Annotated in this window: 26 protein-coding genes and 2 pseudogenes; 10 read left to right on the top strand and 18 right to left on the bottom strand. The window is 38.4% G+C overall.

The features are described 5' to 3' along the window. Positions 1-383: 383 nt before the first annotated feature. The 3 genes from L3V35_RS15875 to L3V35_RS15865 all read right to left on the bottom strand — a co-directional run bounded on the left by L3V35_RS15875 (position 384) and on the right by L3V35_RS15865 (position 3,708). Positions 384-2,297 (bottom strand): hypothetical protein, encoded by a 1,914-nt coding sequence (locus L3V35_RS15875; RefSeq protein ID WP_237300253.1) that lies wholly within the window; start codon positions 2,295-2,297, stop codon positions 384-386. 67 nt (positions 2,298-2,364) lie between these two features. Continuing rightward, positions 2,365-3,006, bottom strand: a complete 642-nt coding sequence (locus L3V35_RS15870) for an SIR2 family protein (protein ID WP_237300252.1) — start codon at positions 3,004-3,006, stop codon at positions 2,365-2,367. Between the two features lie 429 nt (positions 3,007-3,435). Next, complete coding sequence (locus L3V35_RS15865) at positions 3,436-3,708, bottom strand: hypothetical protein (RefSeq protein ID WP_237300251.1); 273 nt, start codon at positions 3,706-3,708, stop codon at positions 3,436-3,438. Positions 3,709-4,588: 880 nt separating this feature from the next. Between L3V35_RS15865 and L3V35_RS15860 the strand changes: the two genes are divergently transcribed. Both L3V35_RS15860 and L3V35_RS15855 read left to right on the top strand, forming a co-directional pair. After that, complete coding sequence (locus L3V35_RS15860) at positions 4,589-4,750, top strand: hypothetical protein (RefSeq protein WP_237300250.1); 162 nt, start codon at positions 4,589-4,591, stop codon at positions 4,748-4,750. A gap of 157 nt (positions 4,751-4,907) precedes the next feature. Then, positions 4,908-5,912, top strand: a complete 1,005-nt coding sequence (locus L3V35_RS15855) for a hypothetical protein (protein WP_237300249.1) — start codon at positions 4,908-4,910, stop codon at positions 5,910-5,912. A 66-nt stretch (positions 5,913-5,978) separates the two neighbouring features. Here L3V35_RS15855 and L3V35_RS15850 read toward each other — a convergent pair whose 3' ends face one another. The 7 genes from L3V35_RS15850 to L3V35_RS15820 form a co-directional block, all read right to left on the bottom strand. Further along, positions 5,979-7,145: a VapE domain-containing protein gene (locus tag L3V35_RS15850; protein WP_237300248.1), complete on the bottom strand. Its 1,167-nt coding sequence runs from the start codon at positions 7,143-7,145 to the stop codon at positions 5,979-5,981. Positions 7,146-7,158: 13 nt separating this feature from the next. Then, the gene (locus tag L3V35_RS15845; RefSeq protein WP_237300247.1) at positions 7,159-7,809 is read right to left on the bottom strand and encodes an AAA family ATPase; all 651 of its coding nucleotides are present in this window, start codon (positions 7,807-7,809) and stop codon (positions 7,159-7,161) included. 163 nt (positions 7,810-7,972) lie between these two features. Next, complete coding sequence (locus tag L3V35_RS15840; protein ID WP_237300246.1) at positions 7,973-8,527, bottom strand: recombinase family protein; 555 nt, start codon at positions 8,525-8,527, stop codon at positions 7,973-7,975. 163 nt (positions 8,528-8,690) lie between these two features. Then, positions 8,691-8,924 (bottom strand): hypothetical protein, encoded by a 234-nt coding sequence (locus tag L3V35_RS15835; RefSeq protein WP_045421332.1) that lies wholly within the window; start codon positions 8,922-8,924, stop codon positions 8,691-8,693. Next, positions 8,917-9,213: a hypothetical protein gene (locus L3V35_RS15830; RefSeq protein WP_237300245.1), complete on the bottom strand. Its 297-nt coding sequence runs from the start codon at positions 9,211-9,213 to the stop codon at positions 8,917-8,919. Before L3V35_RS15830 ends, L3V35_RS15835 begins: the two co-directional genes overlap by 8 nt. Next, complete coding sequence (locus L3V35_RS15825; protein ID WP_237300244.1) at positions 9,210-9,608, bottom strand: hypothetical protein; 399 nt, start codon at positions 9,606-9,608, stop codon at positions 9,210-9,212. Before L3V35_RS15825 ends, L3V35_RS15830 begins: the two co-directional genes overlap by 4 nt. Before the next feature lie 135 nt (positions 9,609-9,743). Then, positions 9,744-10,715 carry a hypothetical protein gene (locus L3V35_RS15820; protein ID WP_237300243.1) on the bottom strand — a complete coding sequence of 324 codons (972 nt, stop codon included), beginning with the start codon at positions 10,713-10,715 and terminating at the stop codon, positions 9,744-9,746. Positions 10,716-10,813: 98 nt separating this feature from the next. Between L3V35_RS15820 and L3V35_RS15815 the strand changes: the two genes are divergently transcribed. After that, entirely contained in the window at positions 10,814-11,047 is a 234-nt protein-coding gene (locus L3V35_RS15815; protein WP_237300242.1) for a helix-turn-helix transcriptional regulator, read from the top strand. A 63-nt stretch (positions 11,048-11,110) separates the two neighbouring features. Here L3V35_RS15815 and L3V35_RS15810 read toward each other — a convergent pair whose 3' ends face one another. Continuing rightward, on the bottom strand, positions 11,111-12,700 hold the full coding sequence (locus L3V35_RS15810) for a recombinase family protein (protein ID WP_237300241.1): 1,590 nt from the start codon (positions 12,698-12,700) through the stop codon (positions 11,111-11,113). A 34-nt stretch (positions 12,701-12,734) separates the two neighbouring features. Here L3V35_RS15810 and L3V35_RS15805 point away from each other — a divergent pair. The 3 genes and pseudogenes from L3V35_RS15805 to L3V35_RS15795 all read left to right on the top strand — a co-directional run. Beyond that, a pseudogene (locus L3V35_RS15805) lies at positions 12,735-13,004 on the top strand (carboxypeptidase M32); the annotation flags it as partial. 358 nt (positions 13,005-13,362) lie between these two features. Further along, on the top strand, positions 13,363-13,851 hold the full coding sequence (locus L3V35_RS15800) for a hypothetical protein (protein ID WP_017082697.1): 489 nt from the start codon (positions 13,363-13,365) through the stop codon (positions 13,849-13,851). Positions 13,852-14,499: 648 nt separating this feature from the next. After that, positions 14,500-15,309 (top strand): DUF2167 domain-containing protein, encoded by an 810-nt coding sequence (locus tag L3V35_RS15795; RefSeq protein ID WP_237300240.1) that lies wholly within the window; start codon positions 14,500-14,502, stop codon positions 15,307-15,309. A 353-nt stretch (positions 15,310-15,662) separates the two neighbouring features. Here L3V35_RS15795 and L3V35_RS15790 read toward each other — a convergent pair whose 3' ends face one another. Beyond that, positions 15,663-16,472, bottom strand: coding sequence for an SH3 domain-containing protein (locus L3V35_RS15790; protein WP_017084343.1), 810 nt, complete (start codon positions 16,470-16,472; stop codon positions 15,663-15,665). 346 nt (positions 16,473-16,818) lie between these two features. On the opposite strand from L3V35_RS15790, the pseudogene L3V35_RS15785 reads away from it, so the two are divergent. Then, positions 16,819-17,073, top strand: a pseudogene (locus tag L3V35_RS15785) (carboxypeptidase M32); the annotation flags it as partial. 102 nt (positions 17,074-17,175) lie between these two features. Here L3V35_RS15785 and L3V35_RS15780 read toward each other — a convergent pair. The 3 genes from L3V35_RS15780 to L3V35_RS15770 form a co-directional block, all read right to left on the bottom strand. Then, entirely contained in the window at positions 17,176-18,180 is a 1,005-nt protein-coding gene (locus L3V35_RS15780) for a metal-dependent hydrolase (RefSeq protein WP_237300239.1), read from the bottom strand. A gap of 205 nt (positions 18,181-18,385) precedes the next feature. Further along, a complete protein-coding gene (locus L3V35_RS15775) occupies positions 18,386-18,733 on the bottom strand; it encodes a DUF6404 family protein (RefSeq protein ID WP_237300238.1) in 348 nt (115 codons plus the stop codon). Positions 18,734-18,961: 228 nt separating this feature from the next. Beyond that, positions 18,962-19,771, bottom strand: a complete 810-nt coding sequence (locus tag L3V35_RS15770) for a sulfite exporter TauE/SafE family protein (protein ID WP_237300237.1) — start codon at positions 19,769-19,771, stop codon at positions 18,962-18,964. A 343-nt stretch (positions 19,772-20,114) separates the two neighbouring features. Here L3V35_RS15770 and L3V35_RS15765 point away from each other — a divergent pair, with 343 nt between their 5' ends. Both L3V35_RS15765 and L3V35_RS15760 read left to right on the top strand, forming a co-directional pair. Then, positions 20,115-21,092, top strand: coding sequence for a DUF1852 domain-containing protein (locus L3V35_RS15765; protein ID WP_237300236.1), 978 nt, complete (start codon positions 20,115-20,117; stop codon positions 21,090-21,092). A gap of 45 nt (positions 21,093-21,137) precedes the next feature. Then, positions 21,138-22,166: a methionine synthase gene (locus L3V35_RS15760; RefSeq protein WP_017082702.1), complete on the top strand. Its 1,029-nt coding sequence runs from the start codon at positions 21,138-21,140 to the stop codon at positions 22,164-22,166. Between the two features lie 94 nt (positions 22,167-22,260). On the opposite strand, the gene L3V35_RS15755 is transcribed toward L3V35_RS15760, so the two are convergent. Further along, positions 22,261-22,698 carry a MarR family transcriptional regulator gene (locus L3V35_RS15755; RefSeq protein WP_237300235.1) on the bottom strand — a complete coding sequence of 146 codons (438 nt, stop codon included), beginning with the start codon at positions 22,696-22,698 and terminating at the stop codon, positions 22,261-22,263. Between the two features lie 84 nt (positions 22,699-22,782). Here L3V35_RS15755 and L3V35_RS15750 point away from each other — a divergent pair, with 84 nt between their 5' ends. Next, positions 22,783-23,229, top strand: coding sequence for a hypothetical protein (locus tag L3V35_RS15750; RefSeq protein WP_237300234.1), 447 nt, complete (start codon positions 22,783-22,785; stop codon positions 23,227-23,229). 44 nt (positions 23,230-23,273) lie between these two features. On the opposite strand, the gene L3V35_RS15745 is transcribed toward L3V35_RS15750, so the two are convergent. Next, a complete protein-coding gene (locus L3V35_RS15745) occupies positions 23,274-23,756 on the bottom strand; it encodes a tetratricopeptide repeat protein (RefSeq protein ID WP_108092780.1) in 483 nt (160 codons plus the stop codon). Positions 23,757-23,783: 27 nt separating this feature from the next. Beyond that, positions 23,784-24,335, bottom strand: coding sequence for a class IV adenylate cyclase (gene cyaB, locus L3V35_RS15740; RefSeq protein WP_237300233.1), 552 nt, complete (start codon positions 24,333-24,335; stop codon positions 23,784-23,786). Positions 24,336-24,366: the final 31 nt, after the last annotated feature.

Here is a 24,366-nt window from a genome sequence, read left to right as displayed (position 1 = left end):
TCTAATATGCACTAGCCCATACTCGTTCTGACAGCTTTGCTGATAAATAACGATAAAATCGTACACACGTTCCGTTCGTATCGTGACTTAAAACTGGACAATTTCAGTTTCGTAAAGCGAGCATTAGCAAACTATAAACAATTTAAGGTATGGCAATCGATAATTTCTATATCTAAATACTATTAAAACCCCCATTATTATAAAATCGTGTTGTATCTATCATTAGTAACTATTTTCTACTACAATAATCTGTGCAATATGATTTTATCAAAGGTTCCTATCACATATTTTACATCATGGTTTAAAGTCTAATGTCATATGACACATTGAAAATTCATGTAATACAAGACTCCTAGGGAACCTTGTATTAAGATTAATTTAAATCATGAAGCAACTTTTAAGTTCTTCTTTTCATTTATTTCAAATTCAATTATTGGCCAATTATTATAACAATATTGTAGAGCAGGCTCATGACTAATGTTATCAGTAATATGTCGTATATACTGCTTATTTTTGTCTAATATAATGTTAGCACATATCCACTTGTTTGAAGTTAACTCAAATGATTGACTTGCCCCCTTAGACTTGCCTGACTTAGAAATAATTTCGTTCAACTTGCTTTCATCTATAGGTTTATTTAAACGTTTCAATGAAAACTGCTTATTTATTTCCAATATATCTGATGAGTCTTCATCAACTTTAGAGTTATTGACTAAGGTAATAGCCTCTTCATATTTTTTAAAAACCAAATATATGAAAGATTTAGAAATAGAATACTCAGATTCCGTCATTCCTCTAAGATATGCTGTGTCTATATACTTAATTGCGCTAGGCATATCGCCATCCAATATAGCCAAATTAGATAATGATTTGTAGTATTCACTTTGGCTTATGTTTTTTTTGATGAATTCTAAATACAGTTTTGCATCTTCAGTCGAATTGAATATGTCACAATAAATATCAATAATCTTATCGTAGTACGGATAAGATTCTTCTTCTGACTTTAGCTTGTTAATTAAATCATAAGAATAATTCTTATCTAGTTCTATGTATGAAAAGAAATACAACCTGGAAAATACAAAATGAACTGAGTTAGAATTGGAAAAATCATTAGACTTGATGAAATAACCAAAATCTGATTTATAGTCCTTCCCTTTTCTGAGATGAAGGCCAAGTAATGACTTTGATATTAACCTTTCAAGACTATCTCTTTTTTTTGAGTTTGAAACCAGCCTCACTTCGAGCATATCGCAGATAATCTGTTTAGAGTAGCATGTGGTATCCTCATGGACAAAACTATGTAACTTCATCTTAAAGAATTCAACATGAGAGTTATTTAGTTTAAATTTATCTATATGTCTTTGAGCCTTTTCTTTGATTTTTTCATCATTTTTATTTTTTTGAAGTTTAGAATCAATGCTATAACAGCTTAAAAGTAAAAGATTTGCCTTATTATTAATAGATGGGTTTAGTAGGAGACTTTTCTCTATGATTTCTATAGCTTTGGCTAGAGTGTAAGGAGAATTGATTTTTTCCTCAAAAGTATCAATCATACATTCACCCAATGTATTCAAGTAGAGAGGCTCATTTTTATATTTATCGTAACCTTCCATGAGAGCATCGATACGCTTCACTAAATCCGAATAAAGAAAAGCCTTACAAATCAAGTATTTACTTTCATACTCATCTGTTTTAATAAGTTCATCGGCATACCTAATCGCGTCAAGCTCATAATCACAGCCTAGTAATTTATTGATTGAGATTAACCTTTCAAGTACTTTTTTTCTAAAGTCTATTGAAATGTCATCACTTAATATCCGTAAACAAGATGATTTTGCATTAGGAAAATCTTCTGCCTTAATGCTTTTGTCGATATTAAGTAGTGTTTTAAACTCAGAGTCATTGATAGAAGTATTAAGAGAATCGTTGTTATTGAAGTCAATAATATACTCTAGAATATCTTTCTGTGTATTCTTCTTTTTAAGAGATGTTATATCTTTATTGATTATTTCATTGTTTCTTAGGTTATACTTATCAGTAACAAAGCTATTTATTATCTTATCTTTCTTTGTTTCATTAAACTCATTAAGTATTGATATGTCATTCTTAACAGTACTATTGACCTTAGCCATAAACTCATCGAACCCATCAATCTCTACGATAAAAACTTTATCATAGTTATTTAATAGATTTGATAGTTTCTCACTTATTCTATCACCTCTACGGATACACCAATATATCCCATTCTCGAAAAAGTCAGCCTCACTATCTTCCAGTAGCCTCTCTATACATTTCATTACTGAATCGTCATTACCGGCATATCCTAAAACGATAAGGCCAAAATCTTTAGAAAACTCTCGAAATTTAGCTTCGGTATTTTTTTTCGAGTGTATTAGTTTCTATATTAGTAGACTTTATACCATCATATAAATAATCGCCATGAAGTTTAATGATCTTTGGACGCTCAGTATGAGTAGATAAGCTCTTTACTGAAGAGTCATGTGCACAAAGAATAGGTCGGTCTTGACCAAATTGATAAAATGAATCATTTATTAAGTCATCAAAGTTTGTAGTATAAATTGTATCAAAATATTTATTATTTTTATCACATAGAGAAACTAAATATGTATAACCAATGGATGGGATTTTTCCGTCAACTTGAGATTGTATAAACTTTCTGCGTTGTACTGGTAGATGATAAATCTTTTCAAAAAATGAAGAGTACTCATTACCTGTTTTATACCATGTGCTTTCATTTTCAAGATGTTTAGATAACTTATCTTCCGAATAGTCGTCGCACCCAAATTTAAGCTTAAAATACTCTCTTTTCCATTGTTGAACTAAGTCTACACCAGTACCTATATCTGAAGTGACAGAGCAACCTGCTCCTAAGAGAAGACTATAATTTGGTATTCGATCACTGATTTTGTTTTTTATGAAGAAAATGAGTTCGGATTCACTTTTAATTTTGTTTGTATCTATTTGATGCAACTCTGTGTATGTCATTTGTATTCCATCGCTCTTCAAATCCAATAAAATTGATATGTATGCAGTTACACTGTTACCAGTATCAGTACTGTATGCTAAAAATCACATTTATCAAAGTAATATGTTTGCACTCTGCATGATGGCTGGTTATTCAATCTTAGGGGTATGTTTAGGAATGCATTTTCGGAGTGATCGTAAGTTAAAACTTGCTTTGCTATAAGAGTTTACCCCTTAACTCAACACAAGAACTCACAACGTAAGACATTAGAAAAATAGATAACTTTTAGTGAGAAAAAGCATATGAATCCGTGAAAGTCTAACCAAAAAATGAGGTAACAGGCCAGGATTTCTTAGCTGTTGCCAGCACACTTCAGGGCATAAATGAGGTAGAGTAATCTGTCAGATCAGATTAAACCTTGAATTGAAAAGTGACAGAGTGTGTTCTGACTAATCCATCCAATACCCTCGTATTACCTTTCTGAACTCAATCGGCTCCGAAGCCAGATCAAGTAGTTCTTCATCACTCCAATTTCTGATTACAGACATAAGATTTTCAAAATAATCAAAGTCACGATCAGTTAAACCACGAACTCTCTTTCTATCTGTTTCTTGTATTTTAGACCAAAGTTTGTTGATTAATAGTTCTCGGTCTATTTGTTGGTCAGAAAGATACGTTTCTGGATCGACGTTTTGACTTGATAATAAGCTTGGACAAAGCATTGAATACACCTCTTGTTAGTTTGATATATTTATGAATTCCCTATAGCCAAAAAAAGCAGCCTTTACGGCTGCAAATTGAACCAACAAGAGATTTTAACAATCATATTTATCCAACTCTCCACGGCAGTAAATAGCTCTATAATTGCTTCTAATCGACTTTAAAGATACATCCAGAACCAGATACTACTAGCCAGTTAAAACCTCCTTAGAATCGCATTGAAGAGCAATGGCTAGCGCTATACAAGTCAAATACAAACCAGTAGACAGTCAAAAGCTAGACTGTCCGGTGGCACGAAGTGCTGCCGAAAGACGGTGACTGCGTAGCAGTCTCTTAGTCATCCAGTAGAAACCACTTCAAGACTATCTACTTGTAGAGCGAAGCGATAACAAGGTGAGCCTAAGGCGAACGGGCGAAGCCCCAACTGAAGACCTATTGAAGCCACGTTCCAAGAACGACCGATTAGCCCTTCGGGCGGTCGCTTCGCTCCCCGTTCTCTTCTTGTTGTCCTTCCTTGGACTCTCGTTCTCTATCTCGTTGCTCGCGTTAATGTTCCTCTTAGACCTCAACTGCCAACCTTTTGTTTTTACAAAACTTACTTCAGCAAAACAATGTCGAAAATCATGTCAAAGCCATGTCAAAAGTCATGTCGAGATTTAATTAAAACCATGTCAAAAGTCATGTCGAGATTTAACTAAAACCATGTCAAAAGTCATGTCTAGATTTAACTAAAGTGTACTTCAAAACGCACGCGAAATTATAACCCACTCATCTTCATCACCTTGCCTATTTGAAAATAATTTCAACTTTTTTCACTCAAATCATCAATCACCGAACTCAGTTCTTATAAATAAAAGTGAGAAATAACAATAGAGAAGAATTATGAAAACAAGACGCAATAGAAAACCAAGACGTTCACTTGAAGAGCAACGACGCATTTATGACGAGTTCATGGACGGTGCGACATACCATTCCCTTGTTAACAAGTACATGATCAGTTCAGCGACCATCAGCAAGATAATCAAACACTTTGAGGAATCGTAATGAGCAGATATCTAAACGAAACAAACAATACTCGGCAAGTAAGAATAAAACTTAGAAAAGATCTACTTGATGAATTTGACATCATTTCAAATGATTCATTAAACACAACACTTAATCAATTACTACAAGCTCATATAGCGGCTCACAAGGAAAAACAATGCAGACAAAACCATTAACTAAAAAGGCAACACTATTCACTAATAACAATTTGATTCAAGTTCGCTTACAAGAACAAACAGGTCAACGATCATATAAAGACTTGATCAAACGTGTGACTTTGAAGAAAACAGACAAGTTAAATGTTCGCACATTGATTGAATACGATCGCAAAGATAAACAGCTTGATTTAAGACACAGGCAACTAGCTAATAAGATTTCTAGTAAACTGCACAACACTTCCGATTTGTATACGGCAGTTACTGGCAATTACTTTATAGCTCTTGATGCAACTACCGCTCAAGTGCTATTTGCCGACATCAACACTCACGAAATTGAAATTGCTTGTGTTAAATGTGTTGATAAAAACGAACTTGGTGAAGTACACAATGGTGACGCGAAAAGCATACACGGCAAACTAAAAGAGACTTCAACTCTCTTAATCAATGACGAACTCAATTTCGAAGCGATTCTCCAGAATGCTTGCGATACATTTAGTCGTTCAAAAGGTGAAATACTATCGATTTTTGAAAATAGCATAAAGAGAAAACAAGTGAACGAATCTAAGCCAAACAGAATATCTGTTGAGTCAACTCTTACTATGAACTGGCAAGTAGAAGAAATCGACTTAGTTCTTGAAGAGAATGAAATTGATGCTTTATTTGAGAATGAACCAGAAGTAGAACAACGAATCGATAACATGATCAGTTCATTAGCGATTAACTACAACCGCGACTTACTCAAAGCGGTTAAGCCGTTAGTCGAACCCAAGCATGTCGAATATCTTGAAGATGTCGTAAAGCTGCTTGATAAAGGCATGAGTCTTTTGCCAGAACGATTCACTATTGAGGTGATCACTAACAACTATGCATCGATGTTCTGTAATGAGAACTTTCAATACACCCAAGACACTATTGCCCAAGAAGAATACCGATTAGCCAGTGCTCTCCTAGCTGAGAAAGATTGGTCTGAAGAGGAATCTCAATTTGAAATGCTAAACGGTTGAAACCCTACACTCTATACACCGCCTACACGTAAACGTGTAGAGCGTGTATAGTTGCTAAATAACTTTTTACACATCAAAAAAGTAATAATTTCCTGAGTTTTTGCGTCGTCGCTCAATTCCGAGCTGTACAACTTGTTTGCCGAATGCAGTGCTCGACAAGCTTTTCTCTTTGTTAACTTTACGCCATGAGTCATACAGCGCAAAAAGTTCTAACGCTTTATACGATTCTTTAACATTAGTCTCACGAAATTCATCTAGCCAAATCTCAACCGATGAGCGACTACGCTGAGTTTCATACTGAATTTGTGTAATACGTTCAATGTGATTATCTACGTACAGTGGGCAAACATCACTTTCATCTACGCATCGCCACAAGTTTTCAAAATCTACGCGCTCTAATGCGTCAAAAAGTGGCTTTTTCAAGTTAACTTGCCAAATACGACGCGAACCTGTTGAATCTTTTAAAATATCGCTAACATCTACATTACTTGAAGCTATCGCATTTGTTACTTTTTCAAATTGAAGCATCGTAGACGTGTTCGGATTTCGCATGGCGACTTTATCTGCGTAACACCACTCTTTAAATTTAGAGAGCATTGAGTTGTTTATCGAAGAAATTTCATCAAAATCAACAACAAGCAGCTTTCGCCACAAGCCGTTACCGAATGAATCTCGAATTGAACTAACATCTCGACGTAAAGAAAGCTCTGCTACAGGCTCATACAGTTTTTGATTGAATGTACTTTTGCCGTAACGCTGCTCTGTTGAGAACAGTAACGGTATCGGAACTTGCTCTTTTTCTAAATGATTAATTGTACGTTTTACATTCCAAACCCAAGATTTGTATATTAAAATATCATCATCTGATAATTCAGCATAACGTTGTAACTTAATAAACTCATCTTCGAGTGATTCGTCATACTTCAACTTATCTTGAAGCTGATTTAGTGTTTCATCATATTGATTTGCATCATATTTCGTAAATGCCGCTTTAATATATGTACTTTTATGCACTGATGTGTCTACACCTTTACGTTGCATCCAGAGTTTAAAATCAGCATCAAGTTCAGTCGGAGTGATTGTTCTATTATTGTTTAAGAAACGACAAAAGCCCCATGTTATTTCAGATTCATTAAAATAGCGTTCAACAATCTCTAAGCTGTCTGTACATGCAGAAACGCTTTGCGCCTCTGTTTCATTCATTATTTCATCAAATCTAATAATATTGCTCATGATAGTTTCTCTCTTAATAGCCTGAAGTTAATAACGGATTTTTGTCGATTTCATTTGTGATTAGAAACTTCTCTGTGTATGACAACACTTTTCTAATGTCACCTTTTGAAGCTGACAAAATCTTGCTGACAATAGATAAGAAATTTTTGTTTAATGCTTTGTTCTTACTATTTTTTTCAACAATATTTGCTATATATTCAATAACTTTATTTTCATTATTTGCGTGATTGAAATCAATACCGTTAACTCTTGATATTAAGTTTGCTGGCAATTTATCTATGCTATTCGCAGTCATAATTACGATACAATCAATTTTATTCGCAAATTTATTATAAGCTGATGAAATCATTTGCAATTTAGTACTATTCAACTTATCAATTTCATCTATGACAATAACGGGAATATTATTGTTTAAATCGCGAAAAGCGAGTTTTCTATCTAAATTATCAATTTGCTTTACTGATTGAGTGCATGAGGCATCAATAAAAAGTGTTGTAGATGAGATTGATTCAGCAACAAGTTTTGCAGCAAGAGATTTTCCGCTACCTGTACTATTGCTGTGAATGAGATAAAAGCCTTTCATTTTACTAATAATCTCTAGTTGTATTCTGTTTGATTCAGACAGAATCATTTCGTCAAGTGTTGTCGGTTGCTTAAAGTACATAATTCGTTTCTCTTCTCAGTTATCGCTATATTCGTATGTCTCTGTGGACGTGTATATACGGTAAACCGAGAAATGGTCATTCTAAACAAATTATTTCTAATAAAAATAAAAATCAATAAAAAACAACACTTTAACGTTAAAATTATTTTCGTGCGGTTAAATTTTAAGCTTTAATAAATCGATAAAGTGTCGCAACACCAATACCAACCGCTTTCGCTGCTTTCTCTTTGCTTAGTCCTGCCTCTACATAACTCAAAGCCTCTTCACATTTACGTGAAGTTTCTGGAGAAGCCACACGACCGCGATATTTCCCTTCACTCTTCGCACGCTCAATACCAATACGCTGCTTATCAAGAATTTCGTCTCGTTGCATTTCTGCTACCGCTGCTAATGTCGTTAGAACTAGCTTACCAGTCGATGATGTCACATCTAAGCCCCCTAAATCATCTACGTACACGTTAACTTCCCGCTTCTTCATGCATTCGATGAACTCAAGCACTTCAACTGTATTACGACCTAAACGACTCACCGAAAGTACTACAACACTATCGCCCGACTTCAAATTGCTCTTCAGTTTATTAAATTCTGGTCGATCAAGTGACTTGCCGCTCGCTTGTTCTTTGATTATCTTTGCATCGGCATGAGTACGCTGAAGATATGCCGCTTGTTGGTCAACGTTCTGGTCAGTAGTCGATGTTCTGGCATAGATGTATTTCATTGTGTACTCACTTCACTATCATTTAAGTACTCATATGATAAATCTATCTTTTAAATTATGAAACCTTTAAATGATAGGCCTCTATCGTAATACTCTATGGTTATAGTCTATTGATAGACAACAAATACAAAAAAGCCCCCGTATCTCTACGAGGGCTAGTGAATCAATCGACAAGTAACTTTTCTAGTGATTCAATTCGTTCACCGTTTTTCTTCGTCGTTTGTTTTATTGAGTCTATGTCTTTCAAAAAGACATCAGTTCTCTCGATCATCAAACCTTGCTGTACTACTAAAGTATCTAAAGTCGAGTTCAACTCACCATAGTTAGTTGAAAATGAAATATTTGAAATTGCTAGTGGCATTATCATGATTACAAGCCCAGCTAGTAGCTTATTCATTTAAACCTCCGAGTTGTTCAAGTGCCTCTCTGCGCTTACGCTCTCGCTCTGATTGCTCAAGTAACGCCTCTTCTTGCGATTCCAACCGAAGTTGTTCATGTCGTGTCATCTTATCTCGAATGGCGTTCATTCGTTTACCAGCTTCTTCTTGGTACTCTTTATCTTTATTCCGCTTCCGTTGAACTTCGTCGAGGCTGCCACACATTCTCAGTAGATCAAGTGCATTGCCACTCCAACCCTGTTCATCTTCTTTTTCGCTATTACTTCGAACCAGATTTAAAAAACTCATAACACCTCCAAATCGGCTTCGAGTGATGCAAGAAGAGCTTCTTTTTCCGACCTCGACAAGTCATTGATGATTGACAGCTCCAACTTAGACGCTCGATTAGTTATTCGCTTTATCTCGGCTTCACAGATAGCCGTGATCGCTCTTTCTGCTAAAACAACTCCAAAGTCACCAGACAATACCATTTTTAGAATCTGACTAGTGTCAATGTCGGCAGCACCAGTCAATGGCATTGACATATCTTTTAACTTCTTCTCTCGATTTTCGATGTCTCGTAACTCTGCTTTGCGTTCTAGCTTTTGTAGTTCAGTGGCTTTTTTACGTCTCGCAGCACCACTACGTCGCCCTGCTTCTTTAGCTTTCTCGTTATCAGTGAAATAAAGATTTTCCTTTTTCATACTTGTTCAACCTGTTCATTAATATGAATATATTTATTCAACAAATTGAAGCCATTAAAAAACCGCCCATCAAAGGCGGTTTCTATTGAATACGACGTTCTTTCAGTCGATTTTAATAAAGATGAATCTTGTTTGTTACCTGTTCAACAAAGCCGACTGCTTTACTTTGTAGTTGAACCATTCATCTTCAGAGCCAAACGAGAATACTTGATTTAACTCTCTTCCCTGATTCAATGCAGCCGTATACCCTTTCGAGCTGAAACGATATGTTTTCATTCCATCATAATCAACAACGATGTCGTCGTTCGTTTTTGAAATGAGTTCATGAAGATTCAAAGCGGACTTGTCGCCAGTATTGTATCTAATGAATGTACGCATTGTTTTGTTTTCACCACAAGTATTTTGAACGTAGTACTTTTTATTGTTGATAGTTGGTAACACGTTGTAGTAATTCATATCTTCACATTTGATATCAGTATGGATATAAAATGAACTGATTTTAGTCATTTTATCTTTATTTCTATATTCTCGACTCCCCTTTTTAGGCATTACACTCGGAATCACTTGTAATATAGAGTCATTGTTTTTTGATTTTGTATACACTGCATAAAGAACATCATTTGTACTCGCTACTTTATAGTCTCCATGCTCGGTCATCACATCAGGCATGAGATACTTAGAATCTGAAATCACTTGATGAACAAGTGACTCATTACCCTTTCTTAAACACTCCCTTGTAGTTTCTGCACTCAATGTCTTGCCATATGGATGATTGAAACGACGCTTATCCCACTGGATAGCTGATAAAATTGAATTTGTATTATAAGCCGCATCACGTTGCTTTATTAATAGATCAGTAGAGTCCATATTGCCAAAACGTTCTACTTTCTGACCTTTGTCTATTCGCATGAATTCGCCGCAAGTCATGTCACCAAAAACCTGCTCAACCGTTTTAGGGTTCTTAACAAACTGATATAGATTGGTGTCCATTCCTTTGTCTACATTTGTCTTTACTTTGGTCGCTTGACAACCAGCCAATGCAACCACCGACAGCGCGCTCACTACGCTAATTTTTACAAATTGTACTTTGTTCACTTTATTGTTCATAAAAACCTCAAATAAAAGCACCAAGCACCCATACGGGTGCAACACGCCTTTATCTTATATGTAACTCTACCTGCACCCATAAAGGTGCAGATAAAATCATGAACCAAGTCACAGAAAAAAAGAACATTACTGGCATTAAAATCAAAGAGATACGGTTAAGTAAGTCATGGTCTCAAGCAGATGTAGAGCGTGAGTGTAGTTTGCTTGGAATAGACATTACTCGAAGCAAACTTGCAAAGATCGAAAGCGGCATGATTCGTGTAACTGACGAGATGATCAAGAATTTATGTGTGGTGCTAGACACTGATGCCAATTCACTGTTTGAGTTTTGAATAGCTCTATTTAAACTCAAAAGGGAAGCTTTTCGCTTCCCTCTCAGATCACCAATGAGCATACTAAGCCAGTAGTGGTTTTAGTCTTCTGTTAACTATCATATCGTTATCAACAAATCGTACTCCACCATCACTAGCGACCCTGAATTCAAACTGCTCATCGGTGATAAACGTAACAGTTACTAATGGCTCTGATTTTGAATCATCCCCCCGTAACTTAATCACAATATTCTTGCATACGCTCTTGATTAGAGTTCGACACTTTAGCCTTGCCGCTTTGTCACCAGCCTTCGCTTTATCAGCTAAGTTAAGAAGTTCATCAACCCATTTTTCTAAATCATTTTGGTCAATATCTGGCTTTTGTGAATCTCTTTCGTTTTGAAGCCTTTTCTTATCTAGCTTCATTTTGTCGTGAACGTCTTTGAACAAATCCCAAGGCGCACCAGACGTAACCTGTTCAACAATATGTTTTATTTTTGCGTCAATTTCATCAATCAAAGCACTATAATCAACTGAGTTAGCGGTAGGAACTAAAGCTTGAGGCTGAACACCGACACAAGTGGCAAACAATACTGCATTCTCTATTGATTCTAAAAACACAGACGAACAACAAGAGCTTGTTTCTTTATGCGTTAAGCAATGTAATCGTGTAACGGTTTTACTGTATTCTCCAGAACGCTTGTATTGCTTTTGTGTTTGAGCTCCTAACCCGCCACCACAATAGCCGCAAATCGTGAACCCTTTGCCATGACCAGTAATTAAATGCACAGTCTCACCACGACCATGCATTGATTTACTTCGTTTCGTTCTATGCTGTTGTAGTGCCAGCCACTTAGACTTTGTAATTAACTCGGGATAGAAGTCTTCAAGATCGTAATCAACGCCTTGTACATTGATTCTCTTCAATCCATATAAAGCATGGGATTTCACGATATTGGCAACTGTGGTTTGTCCCCATGCGATCCTCTTGCCTGATAAAGTTGGTATGTTTTCTTCTGTTAACTGTCTTGCTATCTTTAGAGAGCCAATGCCCTGATTATAAAGACTCAGAACTCGGCGAATCACTTCTACACGTTCATTAAACGAATACGTTCCATCGTCTTTGTTAAAATCAAGCCAACTAGGGTCAGCACCAAATCGTCGGATCTTCCCACTTGTTTGATATTGCTTTAATGCACTCTTTAAGAAAGCATTTGAACGACGCTGTTTAGTTTCAGACTCTTCGTTTGCTCGAATCATCACAACTAAAGACATGATTAACTTAAACGGGTTCTGTTGAATCTCTTCCCGTGAATAAACTTGATTGTCCGCGGCAGTTACAACAGTAATACCAGACAAAACCAAGTCGCTTAATGCTGATTGAGCAATTAATGGATCTTCTCGGCTCAAACGGTCGAGTGATTCAACCACCAAGACTGACCCAGACTGGACTTTGCCTGCCGAGACTGCGGCTAAGAATCGACCAAACGCACCTTTAGTCTTATGCGCACCATGAAATGCACTGAGCCCCTTATCCATCATGGTTAAGCTCTTATCTAGCTCTAAGCCATGCTCAAGGGCGTATTGTTCAGCAAAATGTGACTGACGCTCGATTGATGTACCTTTAGCCTGTTCTGGTCGGCTAAAACGTATATAACTGTATACTTTTCTCATAGTTACACCATACTACAAAATGTAAGTTATCACTATACATTAGACAGACGGCGCATTCGGTTACTTCCCATCTTACACACTAGGTGCGATGTACGCGGCTCAGTTCATGGCTTCAATGAAGAAAACTGTCGATGTGAACTCTGTGATTGAAAATGGCGACCTATCACCTATCTTCACTTGGTTAGAATCAAATATTTGGAGCAAAGGCAGCCTGCTTAACACCGATGACTTGGTGAAAGGCGCAACGGGCGAAACCTTGAACACTCAGTATTTCAAAGATCATTTGAGAAATCGTTACCTTTAATGGAATAAATCGATAGAGGCTGATCAGTTTATTGATTCAGCCTTTTTAATCATATTTTCAAAACATACTTAGGTTGATTTGAAGGCTTTATCCCTTAATCGAACTTAACAATCACGGAATATCCTGGTACCTGCTAGCACGGAATTTGACGAAGACGTGTTTCGGTTTCCAGCGGAAGATGAGACTTCGGATAAGCGCTATTGATTTAAATTCCCAGTTTTACTTACCCACTCCAATCCTGTGGCTAAATGTCCAATTCACTAAGCTCACTATTACTTAAACCACTTTATAAGCGTTTGAAAGATGGCATAATTAAGGATATGAGAATGCCTCAATCAAATACACTTGGAGTACAATAATGCGTTACCTATTGAGTTTACTATTAGTGGCGACTTTATCAGGGTGCGGAACAGTACCAATGGCTTATCAACCAAAAGATATGTCATTAGAACAGGCATATGTAGTTGTAGAGCAGATGGTTATGACACAGCACCGTAACTGGAAACCAGATTACTTTGTTATGACTGAACATTATATCGGTTGGAACTTCGGTACTGTGTCAAAGTCAGTAGGTACTGGTACAAGTTTTGGTAATAGTAATGCAGTTGTAATTGCTTCAAGTAATACAACAACAAGAAATGTCGGTGAACGCATTTACTACAATCAAATAGAAGAAGTAAAGTTATTAAGTTGGAAGCGAAAATTTAAACAATGGTACGTAGTATCATTAACTGATCTGAATGGCAGAGTATTAAAGCATATTGTTAGAACAAGACAATTACGTGATGCTGAATTAGCTACTGATGCATTAAACGTCATCCTAAAAGATCGCCAAACAACTAACTAATCTGAAACCCCATGAAATTTACAAGCCCATCGGTAGAGATGTCAGTGTGATTTTGAGTTCTACTTCGACAAAAGATATGAACTAATGAGCCTTCAAATGACCATATACTTAGCATTGAGGTCAAGCTTTGTTTATCTGTTATTATTTCAAGTATTGCGAGAATCGAGCATTCTAGTCATCGTAATTAACGGCGCTCACACACTATTGGACAAAGACGTGTCAATGACTCTCCCAATTTAGCCGCGCCTGAATAACTTTTAGTATCTCAAAATATGAAAAGGCACTGTTGCTACAGGTGGCGATTTTGATAAGAACTAGGCAGTTTCTTCTATCTTCAGTTCGTTGTGTCGGGTTCACTTGATGCACTTTTATTTGCCGAACATTCAACTCCGACTGAATCGCTTATGCCCCTAAGTCTCTGATGTGAATATTTAACAGCAAGTTCAAGTATTAGTTTTAAAATACTTCCAGTTATTACTCAAGGTGATAAATACTGTACTAAACCTTTCTGGCTCTATGTCGGTATAGCCTACCAATAATATATAATTGACATATACATCAATATCTTACATTTAGATCTTTATCAAAATAACTAAGGTATTTAGCTGGTAAATTGCACAAAAATAATATGCATTTAAGTGAGAAAACATGAAATACATGGCCATTGGATTAGTGTTAATTGCAAGCTCGGTATTTGCCAATCCACTCGATAACCTTAACTGGGAATATGAAGGTATATATGACGTACCAAATCAAGACGCAACGATCCTAGTTATGACTGAGCAGTCTTTGGTTAGAGGTGATGACGCAGCAATTTTAGAAGAAGAAATTAATGGAGTTCCTAGCTCTCCAAATGCAGTTCTTTTAAACCAAGATTTAAGCAGATTTATTATAACAGAAAGCAGACCTGGCTTTATAAAAATGGATGATTGGGAAGAAAGTATTGATAGCAATGATTTACTTCAAGAGCTTATCGATAGTACAGAGGATGATAATAAGCATAGGAAAGGCGCGCTTCTCTTTATTGATGGATGGGCAGAGAAACCAACATTAAACAAGAAAGAAGCAACGATGTATTATGCTATAAGAGCGCACAGTAGTGAGAATGAGAAAATAGTTAATGCAAGAGCATTGAAATTATCTAGAGAAGGTTATAGTCAAATCACTTGGGTAGGATCTCAAGAGCAATTTATATCAGCGGAAGATAACTTAGCGCCGACTCTAGAGCAGCTAAAGTATAAAAAAGGCTATACCTATAAAGACTTTGTTCCAGAGACTGATACGGTTGCAGCTTTTGGAGCTGGTGCTTTGATGTACAAATTGATCACAGGGAAGGTTGCAGGTAAAGGTGGATTAGCTATTGGAGCTCTCTTACTCGCCTTCGGGAAAAAGCTATGGTTTCTTATATTCTTGCCTGTGGTTTGGTTAAAAAACAAACTATTCAAAAAACACAAATAGCAGTGAGGTTAATTACTGGGGCTACTGTACTATTTAGTCCAGATATCCTCGCAGTCATCAATAAGTGCAGGCAATTTGGCCAGTTGCGAGATATTACTGCCAACGAAAAACACAATGATGCATACGAAAATTACAAGATGAGAACATCGTCTGCGCACACTTTTGGGAGATTCCTTTCACAACTCCGGTAATAGCAACCATAAGTAAAAGTGCGATAATCTCAGTGGCTCGATCTGCCACTGAGTAATTACGTTAACACAGAATGGGGCAGTTTCGAGTTATGTCGTGCTAGCTAAGGTGGTTTTTTGTTACTCAATACTCAATACTCAATACTCAATACTCAATACTCAAGTTTATTTAAAAACATTGCCAGATGATGGCTCATAATAAACTCTTCCAGAAGTGTTACTATGATTACCACAATAGGTAAAATACACTCTTCTTGGCTTGTAGTTAACTGAACGTACCCAACCACCTTGGTGCTCAAAATCCTCCACTGAACAGACTCCTGTGTTTATGAGATCCTTCGATACTTTGATGAACTTTGCCTTGTAAGATATGTAGTCATCAGAACTATCTAACGCAGCTTCTAACCTGTTAGATGACATAACTCTCAATTCAGTTGGTTTATGTTTTGACAGATACTTAGAAGAAACCCACCTCGCTACTTCCCCATCAACACCTTCTATAGTGCCATCATAGTACTTGGAAATTCTTGACCAACCATTAGTCGTCTCAAAGACCTGCACCAATTGTCGTCGATATATTACATTGGTTTTCTTGCCTGTCTTAGCCGGAGACAGTCTAACGTTTAATTCACTTGCGGTTACGTAAAAATCACTAATTGTAATAGTTGTATCAGATGCAGTTACTGTTTTAGATTGAACAGAAGCTTGATTATTACGACTCTTTTTATCCTCGACATAGGTATTATCGTTATCAGACATTCCTATATATCCTAAAAATCCTCCCAAAAAAGCAGCAAATGTTAAGTATGACCATTTATTCTGCTGACTTGGGGTTGGTAACAGTACAATGATTGCTCCAAAAATTGGACTAAGAATAAAGGACAAAAAGAAAAAACCTATACCAGATCTTCCTTTACGCTTTGCATAAGCACCAACAGCTACAGACAACCCAATCCAAATAATATAACTAAACATATTAACTCACCTGTTGGGAACCGTTTTGGATCGGCCTAAGCACTTTACTTCACTACCTTATATAAACTTTAAGGCAAAGGTTGGATAACGCAAACTTTCACAAAAAAATATTTCTTAATTTTATCCGAAAAGTTATTTAATTGCGTGACGAGTAGTTTCCTTGCTCAGCAATGGAACAGCTTAGTCGATAATGAATTAATGATCTATTTGATAAGCCCTGCCAATGGAAAGAACGAGCCTAGATTAGATGAGAAGAAAAACTGAAACTCACAATAGGGCAAAACGAGTTAAACTAGGATCTACCTAATCTAAAGATTTGCAGGTTACATTACACCATAGATCGACCGGCGCATTTGGTTACTTCCCATCTTACACATTAGGTGCGATGTACGCGGCTCAGTTCATGGCTTCAATGAAGAAAACAGTGGATGTGAACTCAGTAATTGAAAGCGGTGACCTATCCCCTATCTTCACTTGGTTAGAATCAAATATTTGGAGCAAAGGCAGCCTGCTTAACACCGATGATTTGGTGAAAGGCGCAACCGGCGAAACCTTGAATGCGCAATACTTCAAAGACCACCTAAGAAGCCGTTACCTTTAATGTTTTATTAAAGAGTTTTCGAACAAAGAAAACTAGGGAATAGACGAATAAAAAAGGCTGAGCAGATTATCTGACTCAGCCTTTTTACTTTTTAAAACTAGCTCATTTATCGCCAGTGAGCATATCGAAGAAGAACTGTCTCGACTCAGGTGTGTTGTCTCTATGAGTTTCGTATCTTACATGCGTGTTTGCATCAACTGCTTTTGATAGCTTGATGCTCCAAAGTGCTTTCAGTTGGTTCGGTACGATTGAATAGCGGACATCGATAATACGCAGCTCGCCTGTTGGATCTTGTGCCACATAGCCATTCGAAAACCATCGAAACCGTTCAATGTCTCTCGCTTGTTGTGAATTCGGGTCGATCCAAGGGAAATCTCGGCTAACGTTGAGTTTAGCGATCGATTCTCCAGGATATTTCTTAACCGAGGTGCCGACCCGCACAGCATCTACATAGTATCGATGCTCTGTTTCATACACCACTTTCCAAACTAAGATGTTCGCAAAGCTCGGCTTAGCCTCTAATCGAATCGGCTTATGTTGTCTTTCTTCCGCTAATTGCAAACCAATAACCTCTGCCCTATCTCGCTGAATCATCCCTAATGTTGGGTAAACCAAAGCCCAAGCAAATGCGACACGTGCTAGCCAAGGTGCTCGTTTCAACGTTGCAAACACAAGTAAAATTAAGATGGGAAGCGTATAAACAGGATCGATTATTGATATGGTATTCCAAGCAAAACGCGCGTTGGTCAAAGGCCAAAGTAACTGCGTGCCATAAGTGGTACAAGCGTCTAACAGTGCATGAGTGCCGTAACCTAGAGTACAAAACAGCCAGCTTTGTTTGAAAGAAAGCCCGCGCCTTTTTGCAATGAGATGATGCAAAACCAAGGCACAGATCAAACTGCCAATGGGGATAAAGAAGAGTGAATGGGTAAATTGTCGATGAAACTCCAAAGCCAACAAAGGATCAGTCTGTGACTTAATCAGTGCATCTAAATCTGGAGCCAATCCAGAGAGTAGACCTAATACCCCAGCGACAACCAAGTTCTGTTTTTTGCTTGCCGACTGTGACAAAGAAGCGCCTAATACGCCCTGCGTTAAAGGATCCATAAACCACTCATTGATAGCATTCCGTTGAATCAAACAAGATACATTTAGCTATAGCAGTGAATCCCGTTAAACAACAAGATTTCATCAACATACTCATATACATAATCGTATAAATGTAGACTGGCAAGCAAAAAAGAGCAGCCTCGTGACTGCTCTTTTTGTTTGAATTTAACGATAGTTCTTACTTCTATATCGCTTTGTTAGCTTACAACTCTTCCCAATTTGTCAGATCGCACTTCCGATATGTCCAAAGGTAATACGCACTCATAAAAACAGAATAAAATGCACCAGCGATGAATGATTCGTACAGCAAGTTTAAAAAGGTCACTCCCTCTCTCGATATACTTAACAGCGATATCAAAGGAAGGAAAAAGACAAAGAATTCGACAAAGCGCACCACTACATTTCGTCCAAAAGACACATAATAAGGCGGCCTTAACTTAAGTCCTGCCTTTCTTAACCATTGATGCAATGGCGGGTTGTAGTTCCATTTTAGAATTTTGGCGGCTTGGAGTTGCAAAAATGCCCTTTTAAGCTTTGTTTTATAACTCATGTTGGAGATTTCCCGCGGCATCATAAATTCCTTTGGGTAAGTGTTTGATCAAATTTAAAATATTTATAAAACAGGACAATTCTATTATGAGCCATGATGCATTAAAAGGCGTTAATGCGGCGATTGATAGACTCAGATCGCAATTAGACATTTACATGCATTTTCTCGCACCTAAATGTCTAATTGATAAAGAAACTGAATCAGTACAGGCCAGAGGGCGGTCTTTAATTAACGCGCCACCATGCTTGCCGCGATAACCACCAACAATACTGAAAAGATTTTCTTAATCGTTGGAACCGGTAAATGATTGGTGGCTTTTGCGCCTAAAGGAGCCGTAAACCAAGACGTGCACACAATACCCAGCAGCGCAGGCAGATAAACAAAGCCAGCAAAGCCGTCTGATAGAGCAAAGTGGCTGCTGCCTGAGCTGATGTAACCTATCGAGCCAAACAACGCGATCACAATGCCACAAGCTGAGGCGCAGCCAATAGCCTTTTTCATATCGACAGAGAAGAACGTTAATAGCGGAACCAGCAATGCACCACCACCAATACCTATCATGGCAGACAAGCCACCCGTAATGGTTGTCAGCACCGTTAGCACGCCCTTGTTTGGCAGTTTTCGTTCCTTAGGTGCATCATTTTTACTGCTTAAGAACATCTTGATCGCAATAAGAACCACACTTACAGCGAACACAATACGAACGACTTTTTCCGGCAACAGAGCCGCCATAAAGCCACTAACCAGTGCACCTAGAGCAACACCGAGCATGATCCAAGGCGCCAGATCCCAAGGCACGTTCCCATTCTTGTGGTGAGCAAGTGCAGAAGAAGTTGAGGTGAACAGTATCGATGCCAACGAAGTAGCTATGGCCGCAACAACCACTTGATCCGCAGGTAGAATCTCTAAGTAAAGTAAAATGCTGCTTAGCACCGGAACAATGATCAACCCTCCGCCAATCCCCAAAAGCCCGGCAAGAAAACCAACACCACTGCCTAATAATGCACAGTATAAAATCAACAACAGCAATTCACTCATTTCATCCATCTCTTAATTAAATTAATCGTCTTAAATAACACACTATTAATGTGGTTATATTTCCATCAAGCTAATTAATATAACTGACACCGGCTTAAATATTCAAACAGAATAGATCATGAATATTCCTCATGTTCAACGTGAAGTAATACCATTGTTAATGGTGAACCTATCAACGTATAAAAACCTTAAGCGATTAACTTTATACGACATTAATTCTGCTAAGCATTAATGTCAGACAGCATAGCCTTCGATTCTTAATCCGGTCACAAGCAAAAAATAAAAGCCGTTTTAATACTAAAGACCGAGAGAATCAGAAAACAAATTGGGATACCAAATCAGCATGAATAAAGAATTTAATTTTACGATTAAGAGCATTAGCCTCGACGAAAACTACCAGCCTGCAGACAGCACGCGCATCACAACTAACTTTGCTAACCTGGCTCGCGGTGACAGCCGTCAAGCGAACTTACGTAATGCACTACAAATGATCGATAACAGTTTCAACGCGTTAGCACACTGGGACAACCCTAAGGGCGACCGTTACTCTGTTGAGCTTGAAATCATTTCTGTTGATATGGACATTGAAAGCAACGGCGAAGCATTCCCTTCAATTGAAGTGCTGAAAACCAATATTATAGACCGTAAAACTAACGAGCGTATTGAAGGCATTATCGGAAATAACTTCTCTTCTTATGTTCGAGATTATGACTTTAGCGTACGTCTATTGGATCATAATAAAGGCCAAGATAAATTCAGCATTCCAGAAGATTTTGGTGATTTACATGGCAAACTTTTTAAATATTTCGTTAACTCTGACGCTTACAAAAAGAACTTTAATAAGCCACCTGTTATTTGCTTAAGCGTGTCAGATAATAAAACCTATTACCGAACTGAAAATCAACACCCTGTATTGGGTTTTGAATACCAACCGAATGAGTCCTCTTTAACTGAACAATATTTTAAGAAGATGGGCTTACAGGTTCGTTATTTCATGCCGCCAAACAGTGTTGCACCTTTGGCTTTCTATTTCTTTGGTGATCTACTGAACGATTACTCGAACCTAGAGCTTATCAGCACCATCAGTACCATGGGCACGTTCCAGAAAATCTACCGTCCTGAGATTTACAACGCGAACGCGGTTGCGGGCAACTGTTACCAACCAAACTTGAAAAACTTGGATCACTCGCTAACTCAAATCGTGTATGACCGTGAAGAGCGAAGCCAGTTAGCGGTTGAACAAGGTAAATTCGCAGAAGAGAATTTCATTAAGCCATACCAATCAGTTCTCGATAACTGGTCGGCAAATTACGCACTTTAATCGTCTATTGCGCGCTCAAATCATCCAAGGATAGGCAGTATTATTATGAAAACACTATTACCGACTTCAACAGCGGGCAGTTTGCCGAAACCGTCTTGGCTTGCACAACCAGAGACGCTTTGGTCGCCATGGAAACTTCAAGGCGACGAACTCACAGATGGCAAACAAGATGCGCTGCGTGTCTCCCTGCACGAGCAGCAGCAAGCAGGCATTGATATTGTGAGTGACGGTGAGCAAACACGTCAGCACTTTGTAACGACCTTCATTGAACACTTGAATGGCGTTGATTTTGAAAAGCGTGAAACCGTTAAAATCCGCGACCGTTACGATGCAAGTGTACCTACAGTCGTTGGCCCTGTTTCTCGTCAGAAATCCGTGTTTGTCGAAGATGCTAAGTTCTTACGCCAGCAAACCGACCAACCGATCAAATGGGCTCTGCCGGGGCCTATGACGATGATAGATACGCTTTACGATGCGCATTACCAAAGCCGTGAAAAGCTCGCGTGGGAATTTGCGAAGATCCTCAACGAAGAAGCGAAAGAGCTAGAAGCTGCAGGCGTTGATATTATTCAGTTCGATGAACCTGCGTTTAACGTGTTCTTTGATGAAGTGAACGATTGGGGCATCGCGTGTTTGGAAAGAGCCATTGAAGGGCTTAAGTGCGAAACTGCAGTACATATTTGTTATGGCTACGGCATTAAAGCGAATACCGATTGGAAAAAGACGTTAGGCACAGAGTGGCGCCAATACGAAGAGGTATTTCCTAAGCTGCAGCAATCGAATATCGATATTATCTCTTTAGAGTGCCACAACTCTCATGTACCACTTGAGCTACTTGAACTGGTTCGAGGCAAAAAAGTGATGGTCGGAGCGATTGATGTGGCTACCGATTCCATTGAAACTCCGGAAGAAGTGGCCAACACTCTGCGAGAAACACTTAAGTACGTTGATGCAGACAAGCTCTACCCTTGCACTAACTGCGGCATGGCACCCCTGCCTCGCGAAATTGCCTCAGCGAAGCTTAATGCGCTAAGTGCAGGCGCAGAGATCGTTCGTAAAGAGCTTTCAGCTTAACGCTTCCCCAACAAAAAAAACTATACCCTGAAGCCTAAGTATCATATCGATGCTTAGGCTTCCGTACTCTTCTCAACTGCCATTCTCTATTTATCTATTTATCTAAGAAGGTAGCCATCTTCTTCAGAGTGATTAGCGCCTTATCAAGCTCGTCTCTTTCAATGCCTTCAGCGCCACTTTCAGCCCATTCTTCCTGTTTTTTATCTAATAGCGAATACGCTTCCTTGCCCTTTTCAGTCATGTTAACCAGCTTAGCTTTTTTGTGATTCGGGTTATCAAGCCAAGTTAGCAGACCATCTTTCACCATGATGTCGGTAACACGCTGAGTCGCTTGTCTGCTTTGCCCCATAATACGAGCAATTTGAGAAACCGTGACCAAATCATCCGACTTTTCGATCGCACCCATCACCTTCCATCTGGCACTGCTTAACCCTAACTCTTCGGTTAATTTGTCACCCTCAGCATTCAATAGACCACTGACCTTAAAGATCTCTAGTGCGATCTTTGTGAAAACTTCTCCATTCGTATCCATAATACTCACTTTGACAACATGCTGTCATTAAATTAGACTTAAACAAAATTGACAATATGTTACCAAACTAAAGGCACAAATGATATGAAACCAATAATCCACAAAACAGCTGCATTAACAGCAACACTGTGTGTCGCGACATTCTTTACCAGCACATTGTTTGTAGAACTGTTTGGCACTTTAGAATCAGTGAAGCTAGTCAAGTCGATGATCGTTTTTCCGGGCTTGTTTATTCTTGTCCCAGCCATTGCGATCACTGGTGCGACCGGTGCAGCTATGGCAAAACAACGTAAAGGGAAAATAGTTGAGCGTAAGAGTAAACGCATGCCAATTATCGCGTTCAACGGGATCGTTATTTTGATTCCGGCCGCATACTTTTTGAATCAATGGGCAAGTTTAGAAGAGTTCGACTCAGTGTTTTATGGCGTTCAGGTTTTAGAACTGATAGCAGGCGCGACCAACCTAACACTGATGTCTTTGAATATTATGGACGGTAGAAAGTTTCGTCCTAAGAAGGCAACACAAGGCTAAGCTCATCGTGTTTAAGCAAACAGATGAGCTTTATACGCGGCTGTTTACCAGGTTTTATCTAAGTCTTGAGCATATAAAGAGATCGCTCGCTGGTACTCTTTGATCGCTTCGCTATTCGTCGTGGAAACTAAAAGCTCAAGTAACAGCGATGTCGCCTCTTTATGGCGACCTAAATTGTACAAACACATTGCGTAGAAAGGTTTCACTTCTATCGAGTCAGGATACTCAGCCATAGTCTGTTCGAAATAGCCTAAAGCCTCTGCATAAAGGCCAAGGCTTCGATAAGTACTCGCCAAGCCGAACAGCGCATCAAAACGCTCTACTGAAGAAAGCACGCCAGACAGAGACAATACATAGTGATCAATCGCCTGTTGCTCTTTGCCCTGATTGTCGTAAGACCACGCAATCTGTAAATGAGCTTTCGCCGCATAGTTTTCATCAGTGAGTAGCGTTGCCAGTAAGTCACGCGACGCTTGGTACTTCTCTTCCTTTCGCAATTCGATTGCTTGTTTGATAATGGTGTCCATAAGTCTCCCTGACGCTTAAGCGCTGTGCTATGCGTTCATTTCCTCGAACATCTGTTTGTAAGACTGAGTTTGCAGTGCCGATTGAGTCAACCCGAATTTATTGGCTAACAACCCAAGCTCACTTTTATACACAGACAACTTAGACTCATCGTCCGTCATGATTGCAAATTCGGCAAAATCACCAATACCCGCAAGAGAATCGACCGTGATATGGAACTCTCCAACAAAGTAAATACTGCGAGTTTTCCGCGCTTTAAGAATCACTTCGTATCCCAAGTTCTCTAGCATGCTCTTGGCATTCGTCGCATCGGTGATATTTGTCGCTTCGCATCGATCAGGCTCAGGGCCTTTTACAATCCATAACTTGATGCCCGACGGCTCCATAGTACGAATACACAAGCTTTTGTTCTGAGCCTGTAAGCTTCTATCAGGGCTATCGAAATACCAATCGCATTCTAGGTTGTCTTGCAGCATTATTTCATGAGGAATTAGGTTCAAAGTTTTCAAGAACTCAGACTTAGAGCTAAGTTGATACTTCAGCTCAACCTCATATTTACCTTTGAAATGATCGTTAGTCATAGATTAGCTCGATGCAAAAAAGGCGATACTA

It is taken from the genome of Vibrio sp. L5-1 (assembly GCF_021728315.1).
Taxonomy (GTDB): Bacteria; Pseudomonadota; Gammaproteobacteria; order Enterobacterales; family Vibrionaceae; genus Vibrio; species Vibrio splendidus_K.
This window is presented reverse-complemented; position numbering and strand designations above follow the sequence as displayed.